The organism is Neopoerus faecalis, assembly GCF_029218125.1.
Classification (GTDB): domain Bacteria; phylum Bacillota; class Clostridia; order Oscillospirales; family Oscillospiraceae; genus Oscillibacter; species Oscillibacter faecalis_A.
In genome coordinates, this window is the sequence record NZ_JARFXX010000001.1 from 382,995 (window position 1) to 401,556 (window position 18,562).

The 18,562-nt window shown below is 55.8% G+C and carries 19 protein-coding genes; 8 read left to right on the forward strand and 11 right to left on the reverse strand.

Translation table 11 applies throughout. The annotated features are described in order from the left end of the window. Positions 1-294: 294 nt before the first annotated feature. Complete coding sequence (locus PY311_RS01740) at positions 295-1,638, reverse strand: MATE family efflux transporter (RefSeq protein ID WP_286146952.1); 1,344 nt, start codon at positions 1,636-1,638, stop codon at positions 295-297. 251 nt (positions 1,639-1,889) lie between these two features. On the opposite strand from PY311_RS01740, the gene PY311_RS01745 reads away from it, so the two are divergent. Further along, positions 1,890-2,606: an MgtC/SapB family protein gene (locus PY311_RS01745; protein ID WP_286147066.1), complete on the forward strand. Its 717-nt coding sequence runs from the start codon at positions 1,890-1,892 to the stop codon at positions 2,604-2,606. Positions 2,607-2,623: 17 nt separating this feature from the next. Continuing rightward, on the forward strand, positions 2,624-3,316 hold the full coding sequence (locus tag PY311_RS01750) for an MgtC/SapB family protein (RefSeq protein ID WP_286146953.1): 693 nt from the start codon (positions 2,624-2,626) through the stop codon (positions 3,314-3,316). Between the two features lie 236 nt (positions 3,317-3,552). Here PY311_RS01750 and PY311_RS01755 read toward each other — a convergent pair whose 3' ends face one another. The 6 genes from PY311_RS01755 to PY311_RS01780 form a co-directional block, all read right to left on the reverse strand. Continuing rightward, the gene (locus tag PY311_RS01755; RefSeq protein ID WP_286146954.1) at positions 3,553-4,053 is read right to left on the reverse strand and encodes a hypothetical protein; all 501 of its coding nucleotides are present in this window, start codon (positions 4,051-4,053) and stop codon (positions 3,553-3,555) included. 369 nt (positions 4,054-4,422) lie between these two features. Then, complete coding sequence (gene gyrA, locus PY311_RS01760) at positions 4,423-6,969, reverse strand: DNA gyrase subunit A (RefSeq protein ID WP_286146955.1); 2,547 nt, start codon at positions 6,967-6,969, stop codon at positions 4,423-4,425. A 20-nt stretch (positions 6,970-6,989) separates the two neighbouring features. Continuing rightward, positions 6,990-8,957: a DNA topoisomerase (ATP-hydrolyzing) subunit B gene (gene gyrB / locus PY311_RS01765; RefSeq protein ID WP_286146956.1), complete on the reverse strand. Its 1,968-nt coding sequence runs from the start codon at positions 8,955-8,957 to the stop codon at positions 6,990-6,992. Positions 8,958-9,086: 129 nt separating this feature from the next. Next, positions 9,087-9,353, reverse strand: a complete 267-nt coding sequence (gene remB, locus PY311_RS01770) for an extracellular matrix regulator RemB (RefSeq protein WP_286146957.1) — start codon at positions 9,351-9,353, stop codon at positions 9,087-9,089. Between the two features lie 9 nt (positions 9,354-9,362). Continuing rightward, entirely contained in the window at positions 9,363-9,680 is a 318-nt protein-coding gene (locus tag PY311_RS01775) for a hypothetical protein (protein ID WP_286146958.1), read from the reverse strand. 55 nt (positions 9,681-9,735) lie between these two features. Continuing rightward, positions 9,736-9,897: a hypothetical protein gene (locus PY311_RS01780; protein WP_286146959.1), complete on the reverse strand. Its 162-nt coding sequence runs from the start codon at positions 9,895-9,897 to the stop codon at positions 9,736-9,738. A 418-nt stretch (positions 9,898-10,315) separates the two neighbouring features. Here PY311_RS01780 and PY311_RS01785 point away from each other — a divergent pair, with 418 nt between their 5' ends. After that, positions 10,316-10,783 carry a hypothetical protein gene (locus tag PY311_RS01785; protein WP_286146960.1) on the forward strand — a complete coding sequence of 156 codons (468 nt, stop codon included), beginning with the start codon at positions 10,316-10,318 and terminating at the stop codon, positions 10,781-10,783. Positions 10,784-11,181: 398 nt separating this feature from the next. On the opposite strand, the gene recF is transcribed toward PY311_RS01785, so the two are convergent. The 4 genes from recF to dnaA all read right to left on the reverse strand — a co-directional run bounded on the left by recF (position 11,182) and on the right by dnaA (position 15,275). Continuing rightward, a complete protein-coding gene (gene recF / locus PY311_RS01790; RefSeq protein WP_286146961.1) occupies positions 11,182-12,282 on the reverse strand; it encodes a DNA replication/repair protein RecF in 1,101 nt (366 codons plus the stop codon). Next, positions 12,272-12,487 (reverse strand): RNA-binding S4 domain-containing protein, encoded by a 216-nt coding sequence (locus PY311_RS01795; protein WP_286146962.1) that lies wholly within the window; start codon positions 12,485-12,487, stop codon positions 12,272-12,274. Before PY311_RS01795 ends, recF begins: the two co-directional genes overlap by 11 nt. A gap of 6 nt (positions 12,488-12,493) precedes the next feature. Beyond that, entirely contained in the window at positions 12,494-13,609 is a 1,116-nt protein-coding gene (gene dnaN, locus PY311_RS01800) for a DNA polymerase III subunit beta (protein ID WP_286146963.1), read from the reverse strand. Positions 13,610-13,958: 349 nt separating this feature from the next. Continuing rightward, entirely contained in the window at positions 13,959-15,275 is a 1,317-nt protein-coding gene (gene dnaA / locus PY311_RS01805; RefSeq protein WP_286146964.1) for a chromosomal replication initiator protein DnaA, read from the reverse strand. A gap of 365 nt (positions 15,276-15,640) precedes the next feature. On the opposite strand from dnaA, the gene rpmH reads away from it, so the two are divergent. From rpmH to jag, 5 genes are all read left to right on the forward strand, one after another. Continuing rightward, positions 15,641-15,781 (forward strand): 50S ribosomal protein L34, encoded by a 141-nt coding sequence (gene rpmH / locus PY311_RS01810; RefSeq protein WP_286146965.1) that lies wholly within the window; start codon positions 15,641-15,643, stop codon positions 15,779-15,781. A gap of 128 nt (positions 15,782-15,909) precedes the next feature. Continuing rightward, complete coding sequence (gene rnpA / locus PY311_RS01815) at positions 15,910-16,254, forward strand: ribonuclease P protein component (RefSeq protein WP_286146966.1); 345 nt, start codon at positions 15,910-15,912, stop codon at positions 16,252-16,254. Then, positions 16,251-16,460 (forward strand): membrane protein insertion efficiency factor YidD, encoded by a 210-nt coding sequence (gene yidD, locus PY311_RS01820; RefSeq protein ID WP_286146967.1) that lies wholly within the window; start codon positions 16,251-16,253, stop codon positions 16,458-16,460. The genes rnpA and yidD overlap by 4 nt, the downstream gene beginning before the upstream one ends. Before the next feature lie 29 nt (positions 16,461-16,489). Continuing rightward, complete coding sequence (locus PY311_RS01825) at positions 16,490-17,647, forward strand: YidC/Oxa1 family membrane protein insertase (protein ID WP_286146968.1); 1,158 nt, start codon at positions 16,490-16,492, stop codon at positions 17,645-17,647. Positions 17,648-17,656: 9 nt separating this feature from the next. Then, entirely contained in the window at positions 17,657-18,478 is an 822-nt protein-coding gene (gene jag / locus PY311_RS01830; protein ID WP_286146969.1) for an RNA-binding cell elongation regulator Jag/EloR, read from the forward strand. The last annotated feature ends 84 nt before the right edge of the window (positions 18,479-18,562 follow it).

Consider the following 18,562-nt stretch of genomic DNA (forward strand, 5'->3'; position numbering starts at 1 on the left):
TTTCATCTTTTTAAAATACCATCAGTTGATAAGGGCAAACACGGTTTTTCGGAACTGAAACAACATTCAGCTTCGTTTTCCTCATTGCCGGGCGGCAGCCAGGCTGCTTCGTCAGCCTCGCTGAGCCGTCGTTCCCGATTCCGAAAAACTCCGAAGGACTTTCCAGCGAGCAAAAATGGGCGCTGATGCGGAAGCGGACGAAGGCTTGCTGGCGCAAGCCAAGGACAATGACAAAATCAGCGGCTATTTAGGCCGCTGGAAAGCATATTTGCCCTTGTCAACTGATGGTATCTTTTACTCCGCAGTCTGCGGCGCGGCGGCTCCGTCCGCCGCCTCAGCCCGGAGGAACTGCCGGTAAAATAGAAAGCCCACCGCCGTTGTAATCAGCTCCGTAACGGGATATGTGAGCCAGAAGGCGTGCAGCCCCCAATGGGCGAACAGCCAGCCCAGCGGCACAAACAGCACCACCGTCCGTAAAATCGTCAGCAGGGAGCTTTTCCCGGCGCTGCCCACTGCCTGAAAGAATACCGGGAAAATCAGGGATGTCACCATGGGTAAAAAACTGGGACCGATCCACCGGAACCCATAGGTCCCGATGGCGATGACCTCGGCATCCCGGGAGAAGAATCGGAGCATCGGGCCGGGAATCAGCTCAAAGCACAGCGTCCCGATGAGCATCAGCGCCATGCCCGCCAATATGGACTCCCGCAGTGTTTTGCGGCAGCGGTCCAGACTTCCCGCGGCATAGTTATAGCTGATGACCGGCACGATGCAGGTCTGCATGGCCCCCAGCGGGATAAAGAAAAATGTCTGCCACTTATAGTAAAGGCCCAGCGCCGTAACAGCCTGATCCGAAAACGTGCTCAAGATCAAATTCAAGCCCAGAATGTAAAACGTGTAGGCGGACTGCATTAAAATATTGGGAATTCCCAGCCGGTAGACCCGCCGCACCAGCGCCGGATACAGCGCCCGCGCCGGGGAACGGCGATAGCCGCCTCTCCACACGATGGCCGCCGCCACGATCTGCCCCGCCACGGTGGCAATAGCCGCACCGGCAATACCCAGCGCCGGAAGGCCGAACAGTCCGAAAATCAGCAGCGGGTCCAGCGCGATATTTGTCACCGCGCCTAAGATCTGCGCCGCCATGGGGCGGTTCATGTTGCCCTCCGCCTGCAAAACCTTGGTCCAGCCGCTCTCCAAAAACAGCCCGATGCTGCATACGCACACAATACGCCCATAGACGATGACGTCCGCAATCACCGCCTCAGACTCCGTGGACATCCGGGCATAGGCCGGCATCAGCACCGCCGCCAGCAGTGCGAATACCGCCCACATCACCAGCGACAGCGCCGTGCTGATTCCCGCTGCCTCGTCGGAGCGCTTCCGGTCCCGGATTCCTAAAAAGTAGGCCATGGCCGTATTGATTCCCACGCCGGTCCCCACGGCCAGCGCGATCATCAAAAGCTGGAGGGGATATACAATGGACAGGGCCGTGAGGCCCGTATCTGAAAACCGCCCCACGAAAAAGCTGTCCACAATATTATAAAGCGCTTGAATCAACTGCGCCAGCATCACCGGCGGTGCCAGCCGCATCAAAATCCGGCTGATGCGCTCCGTCCCGAAAAATTCGCTCTCCATTGCTCCGTCCCGTCTCTGTATCTAAATATTTTTACCGCCGCTCAACAAGGGCAAAACCGCCTGCTAACGGCCGGTAATGGCAATTTATTATAACAGTCGCCGCCGGATTGTCAAGAGGCCGCACGGCGTCCGACATAAGGTCATACAGTTTTTCCATACGGCAGCATTTTCAGTCCCGCCTGCCCTTGTGGCAGCAAGAAAATTGTTGTATAATGGCGCAAATGTCACACGCGGGAGGGAATACGGCATTGATGATCGACTATTTAAGGGAGCTGAATCTCGCTTCCGTTTTTCTGCGGCTGACGCTTGCCATGTTTTTCGGCGGCATGATCGGCATAGAGCGTGAAAAAAAGCGCCGCCCCGCCGGTTTCCGCACCTATATGCTGGTGTGTCTGGGCGCTACGCTGGCGGGCATCATCAGCCAGTACAATTATGTCATGATCAATACGGTCTTTGCGGACATCGCAAGTGAAATCGGCCGCAATACGGACGTCACCAGAATCGGCGCTAAAGTCATCGGCGGCGTTGGCTTTTTAGGTGCCGGCACCATCATCGTCACGGACCGGCAGGAGGTCAAGGGCCTGACCACGGCGGCGGGCCTCTGGGCCTCTGCGTGTATGGGACTTGCCATCGGCGCTGGCTTCTACGAATGTGTGATTCTCGCCTTTCTTCTGATGTTCCTCTGCATCCGTCTTCTTCCGTATCTGGAAAATTACATGGTCGAGCGGGCAAGGAACATGAACCTCTACATAGAATATGCGTCCTTTGACAATATCGGCCTCATTATCGGCAAGATCAAGGCGCAGGGCGCTCAAATCTACGAGGTCAACATCGACCGGAACTCGGAGCGGAAGGGCCAGTATCCCAGCGCCGTGTTCACCATTCGTCTGGCGCCCAACACGCACCACGCACAGGTCATCGCCGCCATTTCCGAACTGGATGACGTTATGACCATTGATGAAATCTGAAAGGGGGAAAGGCAGCCTTGTTATCGATCTTTGATTCTCTGCGCGCCGTGACCATGGCGTCCATTACACTGCGGATGCTGCTGTCTGTTCTCTGCGGCGGACTTATCGGCATTGAGCGGGAGTATAAGCGGCGTCCTGCCGGCTTCCGCACCCATATTCTCATCTGTCTCGGCGCGGCCATGGTCAGCCTGACCAGTCAATTTCTGTTTTTGAATATGCACTACTATCTGGATGTCTCCCGCATGAGCGCCAGCGTAACGGCAGGTATCGGCTTCATCGGCGCCGGCAGCATCATCGTCACCCGGCAGCAGCGGGTCAAGGGTCTGACCACTGCGGCGGGTCTCTGGGCCGCCGCCATCATCGGTCTTGCGGTAGGCAGCGGCTTTTATGAGGGCGCTCTGCTGGCTACGGTCTTGGTTCTTTTGGCGGAGGCCTTCCTCTCCAAGCTGGAATATTGGATGATGGACCATGCGCCAGAAATCAACCTCTATATGGAATACGAGGCCCGGACCGCCATGGATGCCGTGCTCCAGCTTCTGCGGGCCCACCGCGTCACCATACAGGATATGGAGATCACCCGCCCCTCCGGCAGCGAGGACCATCGTGCCTGCGCCATTTTCTCTCTGCGCTTCAACCGGGGCGTTTCCGTGGACGAGCTACTGACACAAATCTCGCAGCTCAGCGGTATTCTCTCCGTACAGGAGCTTTGATTGCTTTTTAAAAAGCGCGTCCCGCTTGCAGCGGGACGCGTCAGCGTGTCGAAAAAGTCTTTTCTCCCCGCTGAACAAGTTTTCAGAACTTCATAAAAGTTCTGAAAACTAAGGATTTCAATGGCGCAGGACACCCTTCTTGGGTTTCCCGCGCACACCCTTCCTTACCGTTACGGAGGATTTACCACTTTATCGACAGTCTCGCGCGTCCCGCTTACAGCGGGACGCGTCTTTTTCTATGCAATGTCAAATTCTGCCGCTAAATAGTGCGGTGTTCCGTCCTCCGCCTGCATTTCCAATGTCACCCGATAGGTCCCCGGTTCCAAGCGGGTGCCGTAATTGTCGAATTTCTGCACAATGCTGCCCTGCAGGCCGGTGCTGTCCCCGCCCAGCGGAAAATCCAGATGGCTGAGATTTTCCCTGTCTTGGGACCGCTTCAGCCGGTACCACTGTCCGTCCACACAGCGCTCAAGGTTGGAAAAGTCCGCATTCTCGGTGGAAAACGTATAGATGTCCTCAGACTCCGCGGAAACCGCCCATCTGATGGTATAGCCCCGGAAAGGTGACCATGTCGGCGTTTCAATGGACAGCGTGAAGCCCTCCACCTGATTGACCGGGTAGGAGACCGGCTCGCCCAGCGCGGGATATTCCGCGGTGGCCCGCAGCACCAGCCGCACACCGCCGATACAGAGCAAGATCAGGAGCAAAGCAATGACCCAGCCACGGTATTTTTTCATATCCATCCTCCGCATTTTCTGTTGAATCCGGTTGCCTGTCCTCTTGAAGCTCATGATAGCATAGATTTCCCCGCCTTGAAAAGTAAAAATTTAAAGGTTTATGGATTCCAATATCAAATTTTATCAACAGCACAGCAAAAGGACCGGCCCGCAGGCCGGTCCTCAGCGTGTCGAAAAAGTCTTTTCTCCCCGCTGAGCAAGTTTTCAGAACTTCATAAAAGTTCTGAAAACTTAGGATTTTAATGGCGCGGGACACCCTTCTTGGGTTTCCCGCGCACACCCTTCCTTACCGTCGGGAAAATTTATCACTTTATCGACAGCCTCAGGACCGGCCCGCAGGCCGGTCCTTTACTTTATTAGTGGCTATTTTTAGAGAACATCATCCAGAGAAGTTGGAGAAATATCCTCCTCAGGTACTTCCACATCCGAAGTCTGGACTGGCTCCGCCATATCCTCATGCTCGGTCAGCGCCATGGAAATGACCCGGTCGCCGTCCTCCTTGAACCGCATGACGATCACGCCCTGGGTTGCGCGGTTGGCCGTTTCCTTGATGTGCTCCACCGGTGTGCGGATCAGAATGCCGCTCTGGGTCACCAGCAGCAGGTCCTCGCTGCCATCCACTACCTTCACGCCCACGATCTTGCCGGTCTTGTCCGTGACCTGATAGTTCTTGATGCCAACGCCGCCGCGGTTCGTCACCCGGTATTCCTCCACCGGCGTCCGCTTGCCGTAGCCCTTTTCTGTAATGGTCAGCACGCTCTTGCCCTCTCTTGCCCGGGCGGCGCCCACCACATAGTCACCCTCCCGGAGCCGGATGCCCCGGACGCCCACGGCCGCACGGCCCATGGGGCGGACATCATTCTCATCAAACACGGCCGCCATACCGTCATGGGTGGCGATCAGAATTTTCTGATTGCCATCCGTCTCCCGGACGGACACCAGCTCGTCGCCCTCGTCCATGGTCAGCGCCCGGATGCCGTTGTTCCGCAGGTTTTTCAGCGTTTCAACCGGCAGACGTTTCACGGTGCCGTTCCGGGTCACCATCATCAAGTAGAGGTGCTCCTCGCCCATCTCCCGGAAGTGGAGCATGGTCTGGACCCGCTCGCCCTGCTCGATCTGCAGAATGTTGATGAGGTTCGTCCCCTTGGCGGTCTTGCCGGACTCGGGAATTTGATAGCCCTTCTTGCGGTACACCTTGCCGGTATCCGTAAAGAACAGGATATAGTCATGGGTAGAGGCGGTGAACACATCCACCACAGTGTCCTCCTCCCGGGTGGTAATGCCCTTTTTACCCATGCCGCCCTTGGACTGGGCGGTATACTCGCTCACCGGCGTCCGCTTGATGTAGCCGGCCTCTGTCAGGGTAAAGACGCACTGCTCCTCCTCGATGAGGTCCTCGATGTCGATCTCGTCCTCCACATCCTGAATCTCCGTCTTGCGGTTATCGCCGAACTTCTCGGCAATGGCGGTCAGCTCCTCCTTGAGAATCTGACGCACCAGACCATCGTCGGACAGCACGCGGTTGAAGTAGGCAATACGCTCCTCCAATTCTTTGTACTCGTTTTCCAGCTTTTCCCGGTCAAGGCCCTGCAATGCTTTCAGACGCATATCCAGAATGGCCTGTGCCTGCACATCGTCCAGCCCGAAGCGGCTCATCAGGTTTTCCTTGGCGTTATCGTAGCTGGTGCGGATGATCTTGATAACCTCATCAATATTGTCCTGCGCCACCAGCAGACCCTCAAGAAGATGGGCCCGCTCCTGTGCCTTCCGCAGATCAAAGCGCGTCCGCCGGACGATGATCTCCTCCTGAAAGCTCAAATACTCATCAATGATGTGCCGCAGGGACAAAATCTTCGGCTGGTGCTGGTTATCCACCAGTGCCAGCATATTGATGGAAAAGGTGGTCTGAAGCTGGGACTGGCTGAACAGGCGGTTGAGCACCACCTGCGGGTTAGCGTCCCGCTTCAGCTCAATGACCATCCGCATACCGTTGCGGTCGGACTCGTCCCGGATATCGGAAATGCCCTCCAGCCGCTTGTCCTCCACCTGATCGGCAAGGCTCTTGATCAGCATCCGCTTATTGACCTGATAGGGAAGCTCCGTAATAACGATGCGGGTGCGGTCATGGCCAAACTCCTCAAATTCATGCCGCGCCCGGACCACAATGCGGCCCCGGCCTGTTGCATAGGCCGCCCGGATACCGGACCGGCCCATGATAATGCCCTTTGTGGGAAAATCCGGTCCCTTGATGTGCTCCATCAAATCGGTGAGGGAGGCATTGGGGTCATCCAGCACGCAGATGCACGCGCCGATGACCTCCCGCAGATTGTGGGGCGGGATATTGGTGGCCATACCAACGGCAATGCCGCTGGAGCCGTTTACCAGCAGGTTGGGGAAGCGGGAGGGAAGGACACGGGGCTCCTTCCGGCTCTCGTCGAAGTTGGGGTCCCAGTCCACGGTGTCCTTTTCGATGTCCCGCAGCATTTCATCGGAAATTTTGCTCAGCCGGGCCTCCGTATAACGGTAGGCTGCCGGGGGATCGCCATCCACGGAGCCGAAGTTGCCGTGACCGTCCACCAGCATATAGCGCATGGAAAAGTCCTGCGCCAGACGCACCAGCGCGTCATACACAGAGGCGTCGCCATGGGGATGGTACCGGCCCAGCACGTCGCCCACGCAGGTGGCGGACTTTTTAAAGGGCTTGTCAGAGGTCAGATTGTCCTCGTACATGGCGTACAGAATACGCCGGTGCACCGGCTTCAGACCGTCCCGCACATCCGGCAGGGCGCGGCCCACAATGACACTCATGGCGTATTCGATATAGGAGTTCTCCATCTCCGGCACCAGAGGAGACTCCACAATTTTTTGATCCGGGTAACGAATCTCCTCCGGATCGTATTGGGGCTTTTTACTCATTTTTTCTCCTCCTTGGGGAATCAATAATCCAGATTGACAGCGTACTTGGCCTGCCGCTCAATGAACTCCTTCCGGGGCTCCACCTTCTCACCCATGAGGATATTGAAGGTCTCGTCCGCCCGCACGGCGTCATCCAGCGTGATGCGGCGCAGTGTCCGCTTCTCCGGGTCCATGGTGGTCTCCCACAGCTCGTGGGGATTCATTTCGCCCAGGCCCTTGAACCGGGAAATATCGATCTTCACATTGGGATTGCCGCCCCGCAGCTCGGCGGAAATGGCGTCCCGTTCCTCTTCGCTGAAGGCCAGCCGGGTGGTCTTGCCCCGGCTCAGCTTGAACAGGGGAGGCACGGCGGAGTACACATAGCCCCGCTCAATTAAGGGCCGCATAAATCGGAAGAAGAACGTCAGCAGCAGCGTGCGGATATGGGCGCCGTCCACATCCGCATCGGCCATGATGATGATTTTATGGTACCGCAGCTTCGCCGCGTCAAACTCCTCGCCGATGCCGGCGCCCAGTGCCGTAATGACCGGCTGGAGCTTATCGTTGCCGTAAACCTTGTCCGCCCGGGCCTTTTCCACGTTCAGCATCTTGCCCCACAGGGGAAGGATTGCCTGAAAGCGTGAATCCCGTCCCTGGGTGGCGGAGCCGCCTGCGGAGTCGCCCTCCACGATATAGATTTCTGTCAGCTCCGGGTTATTTTCGTTGCAGTCCCGCAGCTTGTCCGGCATGGCCGCGCCGCCCAGCGCCGTTTTCCGGCGGATGGACTCTCTGGCCTTTTTCGCGGCCTCCCGGGCGCGGTTGGCAGTGAGGGCCTTGTCCAGAATCATCCGGCCCACCTGCGGGTTTTCCTCCAGAAAATCGTTGAGCTTTTCCGTCACGATTGCGTTGACCAGCGTGCGAATCTCGCTGTTGCCCAGCTTTGCCTTCGTCTGGCCCTCAAACTGGGCGTCCGTCAGCTTCACGGAAATCACGCAGGTCAGGCCCTCCCGGCAGTCCTCGCCGGAGACCTTTTCATCGTCCTTGAGCATTTTGATTTTCCGGCCGTAGTTATTCAGCACGGTAGTCAGCGCCCGCTTGAAGCCCTCCTCGTGCATACCGCCCTCCGGCGTGTGCACGTTGTTGGCGAATGAAAGGGTTGTTTCATTGTATCCATCGTTATACTGCAAGGCGATCTCCGCCATGGAATCGCCCTTCTGGCCGCTGACGTAAATGACCTCGTCATGGAGCGGCGTTTTCGTGCGGTTGAGATATTCCACAAATTCCCGAATGCCGCCCTTATAGTGCATGGAGTGATAGCGCTCCTCCTCCGGCTTGTCGGCAGAGGCCGCACGCTCGTCCGCAATGGTGATTCGCAGACCCGCGTTCAAAAACGCCTCCTCCCGCATCCGGGTATGGAGCGTATCGTAATTGTAAACCGTGTCCTCAAACATCTCCGGGTCGGGCTTGAATGTCACAGTGGTGCCGGTATGGTCCGTGGTACCCACCACGGTCATCGGCTCTGTCACATGGCCCCGGGCGAATTTCATCTCATAGATTTTCCCGTCCCGGTGCACCTGCACCGTCAGCCATTCGGACAGGGCGTTCACCACGCTGGCGCCCACACCATGGAGTCCGCCGGACACCTTATAGCCGCCTCCACCGAACTTGCCGCCGGCATGGAGCACGGTGTATACCACCTCCAGCGCGGGCTTACCGGTCTGGGCCTGAATATCCACCGGGATGCCCCGGCCGTTATCCACAACGGTGATGGTGTTGCCCTCGTTGATGGTCACGGAGATCTCCGTGCAGAAGCCGGCCAGCGCCTCGTCGATGGCGTTGTCCACGATCTCGTATACCAGATGATGCAATCCGGAGGTAGAGGTGGAGCCGATATACATACCCGGCCGCTTCCGCACGGCCTCCAGCCCCTCCAGCACCTGAATTTCCGATGCGTCATACTCGTTGGCGGCGTCCACCGCCGTGGATTGCAGAATTTCGTTCTCTGCCATACAGGTTCTCCTTTCGCGGCAGGGCATTAAGAGCCGGCCCGGAACCGTTTCCGGTCCGTTTCTTCATGCCCTGACTGAATGTGTTTCTGATTGAATGGAAACGGCGCTCTCCGCGCCGGGAAACTGCTTTTAAAGTACCGGCTTTTCACTCTCCGCCCGGTTTTTCAGGGTAGAGGTGTTGAGCTGGCTCAGATATACGATTTGGGCGTGGTAAGGGTGGTCGCACACCACAAAGGATTTCGGCAGCTCACCGGACACGTCCAGCACCACGCCCTCCCGCTCTGCCCGGGCCAGATAGTCCCGGGTCCTTTTTTCATAGCTGCATTTGTCCAAATCAAAAATACCGATGATGCGCCGCTCCGGCACGATCTCGTTTTGTCCTAAATGCAAATACATCGGCGTCCCTCAGAACAACAAAGAAAGCAGCCACCGCAGCAGGTGCACCGCGCACCGTCCTACCAGCAGCACTGCGCCGTACAGACACCCGAAAATCAGCATCAGCGTCAGAGGCACCGCGCCGAATACGGCTCCCAGCACACCTAAAACCACCATTCCCAGTACGCCGGGCAGCCATAAAAGCCACTTCACCGTCTGGAACACAAAGCCAAACAGCAGCTCCGCGATGAATGCCAGACCCAATAATCCAAATAATACCGTCAGCACCGTTCCGGCTACCGTCCCAAAAACGGCCACTGCCGGCAGCACCAATAAAGCATGAAACATAAGTTACCTCCCGCGGCGCGCCTTGTCTGCGCCGCATACGCCCATTATAAAACGCTTATTTCGATTCCTCGCCGCTGTTCCAGTAGACCACCAGCGCACCGAAAAGGCCCGCAATAATACCAAGCCCGGTGATGCCGAGGACATCCAACTGCTCGCCCGCCAGCGTAAGCAGGATTCCCAGCAGAAGCAGGGCAATGCCGTTAAGCTGATTTTTCATCTGAAGCTCCTTTCAAAAGCGCGGCATTTCACCGCAGAGATACACCTACATTTTCTTATCTCTAATACACCAAATCGGTGTGAAGATGTGCGGCTATGTCGCACCGCATTGCACCCCCCATTCTCTTTTCGGCAAGACCGAAAAGAAAATGGGCCGTGTACGGTGGAAAAGAAAAAATGTTATATCCAAACTTGCACCGCTGTGCAAGTTTGGGAAATACGGTTCTTAACTGTTCTGCTCAAATAATTGTTTTCCCTTACGTAGCACGGGCGCAGTGTATACAAACTCCAAACTTGTACCCCGTGCCGACATGCTGCAAACAGGACACCCTTTTCTCCTCTTTCCGCTGCCGCTGATATACATTTGCAGAAAACAATTTTGTTTTAGAACCATCCAGCGCTTAGCGAAGCGAAAAACTGTGCCGAAGCAAATCCGCTTCTCCACCTTAATTTTCAACCGCATTTCAAAATGCCCATCAGCGGCAGCGGAAATAGAAGTTAAAAGTGTACTCTTTGCATTCTGCTTTACCTCCGCACCACTAAATGCGGGTACGCCTCCTCGCGGAACATTTACCGGCGCAGCCGACAGGAGACTTCAGGTTTGGTCGGCAGTCCGTACCAATCAGCCCCCCGTTTCGGATGAGTTGACACTCTTGTGTCAACTCATCCTCAAACGTTTTTTCTTTTGTACCGTGTCCGGCACAGAAGGTGAATTGCCCCAAAGGGGCAAGAGAAGCCCCTCTGGAGGGTTTTCTTTTTGGCAAGGCAAAAAGAAAATGTGGGGGACATTCCACGCGGCAAAGCCGCGTTTCTCGCAGCAACTGCTATATTTTACAAAATCAAAATATCCCGTCCCTTATTTGCCCCGCAATATCAATAATTTTTAAGATCATAAGAATCCACCATACCGCTTTTTCTCCCCATGTTTCCTTCTTGTCTGTAACCAAAAGAATGCAAAAAAACACAAAGAGAAGATTGATAATAAAAGATATCCATTCCTGCCTTTTTACAATATATAGGATAAACAGACCAATCATAGCCGCCCACAATATGATCTTTACGATTCCAATTCCGGTCGGCTTCTTAAACTTTAATTTCATTTCATGGTCCTTTCTATCAAAGGCAACTATGCTTGAATGCTCCCGTTTCTCACATGGAATATCCTTCCACCCAGTAATTGCGGCAGTCGGTCATCCTCGCAGCAGGTGATACGCCGCGTTGCGGCGCGGCGATTAAAAACGCACTGACGTGCGGCTCCTATCGCTCCGCTCAGTCGCGGTGTTTATCACCCGATACTTCCGTTCCTTACATGAAATATCCTTCCACCCAGTAATTGCGGCAGTCGGTCATCCTCGCAGCAGGTGATAAACACCTGCCCACCCCGGATGCGGTTCAGTACAAACTCCTGCCGCCGGGGGTCCAGCTCCGAGAGCACATCGTCCAGCAGCAGCACCGGATACTCCCCTGTGTCCTGCTGAAAGATCTCCCGGGCGGCCAACTTCAGACTCAGCGCCGCCGTGCGGGTCTGCCCCTGTGAGGCAAAGCTCTTGGCGCTCCGTCCATCAATCTCCACGGATAAATCATCCTTGTGCGGCCCGGACAGGCATTGCCGGCTGGCGATCTCCGCCGCCCGATGAGCTTCCTGATGTTCTAAAAGCTGACGGTAAATAACCTGCGGCCCTGCCTCCGGGTCCGTGACCGTGGACACTGTTTCGTATTTCAATGTGAGCTGCTCCCGGTTCCCGGAAAAATCTCCATGAATGGCCGGGGCTGTCTGGCACAGCCGCTTGATGAAATGCGCCCGGTAATGAATCAGCAGCGCTCCCGCCTTGGCCATGCCCATAGAAAATTCATCCAGCGCGTCCAGCAGGGAGGGCTTCTCCTCGCTGTCCCGCAGAATGCGAATCTTGTGCTCGTGGAGCCGTTTATATTCCGCCAGCGCCAGCGCGTACCGGGGCCGGAGCTGTGAGATGCATTCATCCAGAAAGCTCCGCCTTGCGGCCGCGCCCTCCCGAATTAAATACAGATCCTCCGGGCAGAACAGCACACTTTGAAAAATACCGGCCAGCTCGCCGCCGTTTTTTAGCTTCACGCCGTTGGACCGCAGAACCCGTCGGGCGCCCCGGTGCAGCTCCGCTTCCAATATAAATTCCCGTTCCCGGGAAAAGACCGTCCCCTTTAAAAAGGCATGGTCCACGCCGAACCCGATGAGCTCCTTATCATACCTTGCCCGGTGACTGACGCCAGAGAGGTACGCCACCGCCTCCAACAAATTCGTTTTTCCCTGGGCGTTATCGCCGTAGATCACATTGATATTGGGGTCAAACACAGCGTCCAGATGGACATAATTTCGGAAAAAATCCAGACTTAACGCGTCAATCCGCATAAGCCGCCGCGTATTCCTCGCCCCGGAACGTCACTGTATCGCCGGGGCGCAGCTTCTTGCCCCGCATGGTGCACACCTCGCCGTTGACTTTTACCTCGCCGCCCTGGATGCACTCCTTGGCCTCGCCGCCGGTCTCCACGGCGTTTGCCAGCTTCAAAAGGTCCTGCAGCTTGATATATTCCGTTGTAATGGTCATTGTTTTCATGTTCGTTTACTCCGCGCTCTTCAGCCGTACAGGCAATACCATATAAAGGAAGTTTTCCTCGCCCTCCACGGGGACGATGATGGCAGGGGAGACCCCCGTATTCAGTTCGATCTTCACCTTGTCCGCCGGGGCGTACCGCAGCGCCTCCATCAGATAGCGGTTATTGAAGCCGATCTCAAGCTTGTTTCCGTCGCCGCTGACACGGCACACATCCTTGGCCTCGCCGTTGCCGGTCTTGGCGGAAAGCATCACCTTATCATGGTCAAAGAGGCACCGCACCGGGCTTTTCAGCTTGTCGGAGATGACGACGGACACACGGTCGATGCTCTCAATAAGCGCCTTGGTCTCTGCCACGATCTGAATGGGATTCTTCCGAGGAATCGCATTCTTATAATCCAGGAACTCACCCTCCAGCCGGCGGCAGATCAGCTGGGTATCACCAATTTCAAATAGGATATGCCGCTTACCCAGCGTCACCGTCACCAGATCCTCCGTATCGCCGCAGATGCTCTTGACCTCGTTGAGTGCGGAGCCGGGGCAGACGAAGGAGAACGCGCCGCCCTCCAGCTTTTCCAGCTTCTCCCGCCGGAAGGCCAAACGGAACCCGTCCACCGCCACCATGTTCAGGCACATATTTTCAATTTCAAACAGCGCGCCGGTGTGCACCGGGCGGCTCTCGTTGGTGGAAACCGCAAAGGCCACCTCCTCGATCATCCGCCGCAGCACACTTTGCTTCATGGACACCGCGTATTCGTCCTCCACCTCCGGCAGCTCCGGGTAATCCGCGGCGGAAAGGCCGAGAATATCAAAATCCGCGTCGCCGCAGGAAACGTGGACCATCATTTTCTCGTCGGCGGTAAACGTGATCATATCATCCGGCATCCGGCGGATAATATCACCGAACAGACGGGCATTGAGCACAATGTCGCCGCCCTCTACCACGTTGGCGAACACGTTGGTGCGGATGCCGGTCTGCATATTGTAGCCGGAGATGGTCAACTGCTGGTCGGCGTGAATCAGCAGTCCCTCCAGCGCGGGAATGGAGCTTTTCTGGGCCACGGCGCGGCTGGTAACGGCGATGGCATTTTGCAGGAATACCTTTTCACAAGAAAATTTGATCATAGAGACCGCTTCCTTTCTGTTTGCAATTTCGGATGCCCGCCCCTATCGGACGGAGTTCCGGGGAATCCACCGACGCAGAATCGGGACCGCGAGAACCGCCGTTGCGGCCCGCCCTGAATCCGGCAAAAAATTTGAAAAATGTCTTTTAAAATAAAAAAACAAATTTTTTTAGTACAAGTATACGTAGGGTATCAAAACTGTGGATATCTCTCTTTCCGTCAGGTTTTTCAATGGTTTCCTCTCCCGCCCCTTTTGTGGAAAACAAAGAAAAAACAGGCAGCTCTTTCCACGGCTCCAACTTTTCAACACAGTACTTTTCCTTTTCCACATAAAAACCGTGGAAAACCGATCAGCTTCGGTTATTGATATTTGCCTTGATTTCCTTCACAGTTTCGGCAAAGGCGGGGTCCGTTTTCATCTGCTTTTCCACCTGCTTTAAAGAGTAAAGCACCGTGGAATGGTCGCGGTTGTCAAACACCTTGCCGATATCCACCACCGACAGCTTTGTGATGCTGCGGATGAGGTACATGGCGATCTGGCGGGCAGCCACTGCGTCCTTCACCCGCTGCTGGCCACAGATGACCTCTTTATCCACGCCATAGTATTTGCTGATGTAGTCAAGAATGTTGTCCGGCGTGGGGATATACTCCCGGCTGCTCTTGATAATATCCTGCATGGCCCGGGTCACGGTTTCCTCGTCGGCCTCGCTGCCAAGCAGGTCCTTGTAGGCCAGAATTTTATTGACCGTACCCTCCAGCTGCCGGACGTTGGAGGTGACATTTTCGGCAATGTAGCTTGCAATTTTATCCGGCAGGTCCATGCCGAGAGCCGCCGCCTTGTTTTTCACGATGGCCAGCCGTGTTTCCAGATCGGGGGGCGTCACATCTGCCAAAAGGCCCCATTCAAACCTTGTCCGCAACCGATCGTCCAGCAGCGTCATTTCAGAGGGCGGACGGTCCGAGGTCAGTACGATCTGCTTGCCGGACTCATAGAGGTTATTGAACGTATGGAAGAATTCGTTCTGTACCTGCTCCTTGCCGGCTACGAACTGCACATCGTCCACCAGCAGCAGGTCCGCTTCCCGATATTTGGCACGGAACTCGCTGCCCCGGCCGGCACGGATCAGCTCGATGAATTCGTTGATGAAATCGTCGCCCTTGATGTAGACGATCTTGGCGTTTTGATCGTTCCGGCGGATAACGTTGGCAATGGCATAGAGCAGATGAGTCTTACCAAGGCCGGAATCTCCGTAGATCAGCAGGGGGTTATAGTTCTGAGCCGGGTGCTCCGCCACAGCTTGCGAGGCGGCGTAGGCCAGCTTGTTGCTGGGGCCTACCACGAAGGTATCAAAGGTAAACTCTGCGGAGGTAAACCGCTCGCTCTGGTGCTTGGGGGCATTGCCCTGAAATTCGGCAAGGCCCTTTTCATCTAAGATTTCCACCTCAAATTCTATGGAGAAAATATCCTGCAGGGCGGCCTTGATGTTTTTCAGGAACAGGGATTCGATATATCGTTTCTTGAAGTCGTTGGGGCAGTAGAGCAGGAAGGTATTCTCACGGATGTCCACTGCCGACAGCTCATCAAACCATGTGGCAATGGTGGTCTCCGAGAGGTCCTTCTTTAGCTGCTGCAGGACATTTGCCCATACGTCAGCGACGGAATTCAAATCAGAACACCTCTCTTTTTATTTCGGACAAAAATATACCTCATACATTATACCAGAAAACGCCGTTTCAGGCAACACCTCTTCTAAATTAAAAATCCAAAAAGCAAACAGATATGAAGAAACAAAATGTGGGTATCTCCGGCAAAAATGCCACAACATCTTCCAAAAAGAAACGAAAAGAGGGCGAAATAAAGAAAAATTTCAGCAAATTACAACTTATTCTTGACAGAAAGTAAAAAAGTCTGTATACTATTCGGTGCGTCATAAGCTGGCGCACTGAACTGCTTACTGCGCCGCCGTATCCCGGCGGTGTCGAGTAAATGCCGCCGCAAGGCGGACGGAAATCTGACAGGAGGTGTCTCAACATGGCAACGAAACGTACCTATCAGCCCAAGAAGCTCCATGGCCAGAAGGTCCACGGCTTCCGCAAGAGAATGGCGACCGCTAACGGCCGCAAGGTCCTCTCCCGCCGCCGCGCCAAGGGCCGTGCCCGCCTGAGCTACTAAGAGGCTCAATGCGCGGGAGACACCTGAACAATGTCCTTTAGGGACGGTGGGACTGTGAGCGTCCTCCGTCCCTTAGGTTGTATCTATTATATCTGGACTGCGTTCAGGCGGAAAGGACAGGGAAAAGCATGAGAGCAGCAGTCACTCTGAAGGAAAATTATGAGTTTCGGCGGCTTTACCAGAAGGGCGCTTCGGCTGTGAGTCCCGTCATGGTGCTCTATTGCCGGAAAAACCGTCTGGGACATAACCGTTTGGGACTGGTCTCGTCCACAAAGCTGGGCCACGCCGTGGTGCGCAACCGCTGCCGGCGGCGCTTAAGAGAGGTTTACCGTCTGGAGACCCCCCGGCTCCGGCAGGGCTATGACATCATTTTGGTGGCCCGTACCCGGACAGCCACGGCCCCGTGGCCAGAGCTGCAAAGGCAGTTCCGAAGACTCTGCCGCAAGCTGGATCTGCTGGAGGAGGAGCCATGAAGCATGTGCTTTTAGCGCTGGTGCGCTTTTACCGCGCTGCGATCTCTCCCTACCGGCCACCCTGCTGCCGCTTCACGCCCACCTGTTCCCAATATGCGCTGGAGGCCATTGAAAAGTATGGTGCCCTGAAGGGCGGCTGGCTGGCCTTTCGCCGTATCCTGCGCTGCAACCCCTTTCACAAAGGCGGCTACGATCCCGTTCCCTGATTCAAAAGAATATCGGAGGAAAAACAAGAATGTCCACCATTGGCTACTACATTTGCGTACCCTTTGCCTGGCTGGTCCGTCTTTTTTATAATCTGACGGGCTCCTATGGTGTGGCTCTGATTCTGTTCACGCTGGTCATCAAGCTCATTATGCTGCCCTTCCAGATGAAATCCAAGAAGAGCATGATGCGTATGAGCCGTGTTTCCGGCCAGATGCAGGATATCCAGAAGCGCTACGCCAATAATCAGGTCAAGCTGCAGGAGGAAATGCAGAAGATCTATGAAGAAGAGGGCGTCAATCCCATGAGCGGATGCCTCTGGGGCTTTCTCCCCTTGCCGATTCTCATGGCGCTGTACTCCATCATTCGTCAGCCCATCACCCACTTCATGATGCTCTCCAAGGATGTGCTGCAATCCGTGGTGCAGACTGTCGCAGACGCCGGCGTTGACCTGACGAACATCGTCATGATGGATAAGGCAACCGGTGCCCCGGCCCTAAAGGACGGTCTCTATCAGATGGCGTCCTACGGTCAGATCAATCTGGTCAAGACCGTGCAGGAGCTGGGCCTTCCCACCCCGGAGGGCTGGTTCAACGTGAACTATAAGTTCATCGGTATGGACCTTGCCGAGACCCCCTGGACGCTGGTAAAGAACTTCACGTTCACCTGGGCGGTCATCGGCGTGATTCTCATCCCCATTCTGGCGGGCCTGAGCCAGTTTGTGCTCAGCAAGATCACCATGAATAGCCAGCCGCAGGCCAATGCCGGCGGTAACTCCATGAAGTCCATGATGTATACCATGCCCCTGTTCAGCGTGTACATCGCCTTTATCATGCCCGCCGCTCTCGGCGTTTACTGGATTGCCCAGAGCGTGTTCTCTCTCATTCAGGAGCTTGCGCTCAACAAAACGCTGAGCGCAAAGATGGCCGAGGAGGAAGAAGCCGCGTTCCAGGCCCGGCAGGCAGATCGCCGCCGCCGTATGGAGGAGGCCCGGGTACAGGAGCAGCAGAGAAAGCAGGAGGAACAGAAGAAAAAGACCCTGCGTGAAAAGCAGCAGGCCGCACAGGAGGCTAAGGCCGCCAAGGCTGCCCGCGCTGCTGTCAGCACCACGGAGGCAGGCCGGGTGGGAGACCGTCCCTATGCCCGGGGCCGTTCCTACAAGGCTGACCGTTATGATGACAACAAATAAGGAGTCGTTATGAGACAGTTTATTGATGTAACGGGCAAGACGGAGGATGAGGCCATCAGCCGTGCTCTGGAGCAGCTGGGGCTGGATCGGGACGATGTATCCGTAGAGATTCTGGAGCGTGCCAAGGCCGGATTTTTGGGTCTCGGCAGCTGTCCCGCCAAGGTCCGTGTCAGCTACGGACCCGAGGAGGAGTCTGCCTCTCAGCAGCCCAGGGCGGAAAAGGTCCGGGAGGAACGGGTGGAAAAGCCCAGAGCGCCCCGGCCTGAGAAAAAAACCGTCGAGAAGCCTGCGGAAAAGCCTCAGCACCGCGAGGAGCCTAAGCAGGAGCCTGTTCAGAGCGTAAAAACGGAGGAACTGGGCGAAGAGGTCAATGATGACCGCGCACAGGAAATCAAAAAGTTCCTCTCCGGCCTCCTTCAGCAGTTGGAGGTGCAGGCGGAAATCAAGGTATACCTTCCCGAAAAGGGCCGTTATAAGGTCTTTTTGGAGGGGCAGGGCCTCGGTGCCATCATCGGCCGCCGGGGCGAGACGCTGGATGCCATCCAGCAGCTCACCAGTTATTCCGTCAACCGTACCGGCAGCCGGGTCCGTATCCAGCTGGACGCGGAAAATTACCGTGCCAAGCGGGAGCAGAGCCTGGAGCGCCTTGCAAACAAGGTAGCTGGAAAGGTAGTCAAGTACCGCCGCAGCGTCACGCTGGAGCCTATGAACGCCTATGAACGCCATGTGATTCACACCGCGCTGCAGGAGGTTCCCGGCGTTACCACCTACTCTACCGGTGTTGACCCCAACCGCCGCGTCATTGTTGCCTTTGACCGGGAGAAAAAGTAATGAAAAGCAGCCCTGTCCACCGGATAGGGCTGCTTTTTTCAATTTTTCACCAAACGCTTCCACATTGTTGAAAAACGGCGCACT

Coding starts and splice junctions, on each gene's coding strand:
- PY311_RS01740 (WP_286146952.1), bottom strand. CDS start 1,638: ATGGAGAGCGAATTTTTCGGGACGGAGCGCATCAGCCGGATTTTGATG.
- PY311_RS01745 (WP_286147066.1), top strand. CDS start 1,890: ATGATCGACTATTTAAGGGAGCTGAATCTCGCTTCCGTTTTTCTGCGG.
- PY311_RS01755 (WP_286146954.1), bottom strand. CDS start 4,053: ATGAAAAAATACCGTGGCTGGGTCATTGCTTTGCTCCTGATCTTGCTC.
- gyrA (WP_286146955.1), bottom strand. CDS start 6,969: ATGAGTAAAAAGCCCCAATACGATCCGGAGGAGATTCGTTACCCGGAT.
- gyrB (WP_286146956.1), bottom strand. CDS start 8,957: ATGGCAGAGAACGAAATTCTGCAATCCACGGCGGTGGACGCCGCCAAC.
- remB (WP_286146957.1), bottom strand. CDS start 9,353: ATGTATTTGCATTTAGGACAAAACGAGATCGTGCCGGAGCGGCGCATC.
- PY311_RS01775 (WP_286146958.1), bottom strand. CDS start 9,680: ATGTTTCATGCTTTATTGGTGCTGCCGGCAGTGGCCGTTTTTGGGACG.
- PY311_RS01780 (WP_286146959.1), bottom strand. CDS start 9,897: ATGAAAAATCAGCTTAACGGCATTGCCCTGCTTCTGCTGGGAATCCTG.
- recF (WP_286146961.1), bottom strand. CDS start 12,282: ATGCGGATTGACGCGTTAAGTCTGGATTTTTTCCGAAATTATGTCCAT.
- PY311_RS01795 (WP_286146962.1), bottom strand. CDS start 12,487: ATGAAAACAATGACCATTACAACGGAATATATCAAGCTGCAGGACCTT.
- dnaN (WP_286146963.1), bottom strand. CDS start 13,609: ATGATCAAATTTTCTTGTGAAAAGGTATTCCTGCAAAATGCCATCGCC.
- rpmH (WP_286146965.1), top strand. CDS start 15,641: ATGGCAACGAAACGTACCTATCAGCCCAAGAAGCTCCATGGCCAGAAG.
- rnpA (WP_286146966.1), top strand. CDS start 15,910: ATGAGAGCAGCAGTCACTCTGAAGGAAAATTATGAGTTTCGGCGGCTT.
- yidD (WP_286146967.1), top strand. CDS start 16,251: ATGAAGCATGTGCTTTTAGCGCTGGTGCGCTTTTACCGCGCTGCGATC.
- PY311_RS01825 (WP_286146968.1), top strand. CDS start 16,490: ATGTCCACCATTGGCTACTACATTTGCGTACCCTTTGCCTGGCTGGTC.
- jag (WP_286146969.1), top strand. CDS start 17,657: ATGAGACAGTTTATTGATGTAACGGGCAAGACGGAGGATGAGGCCATC.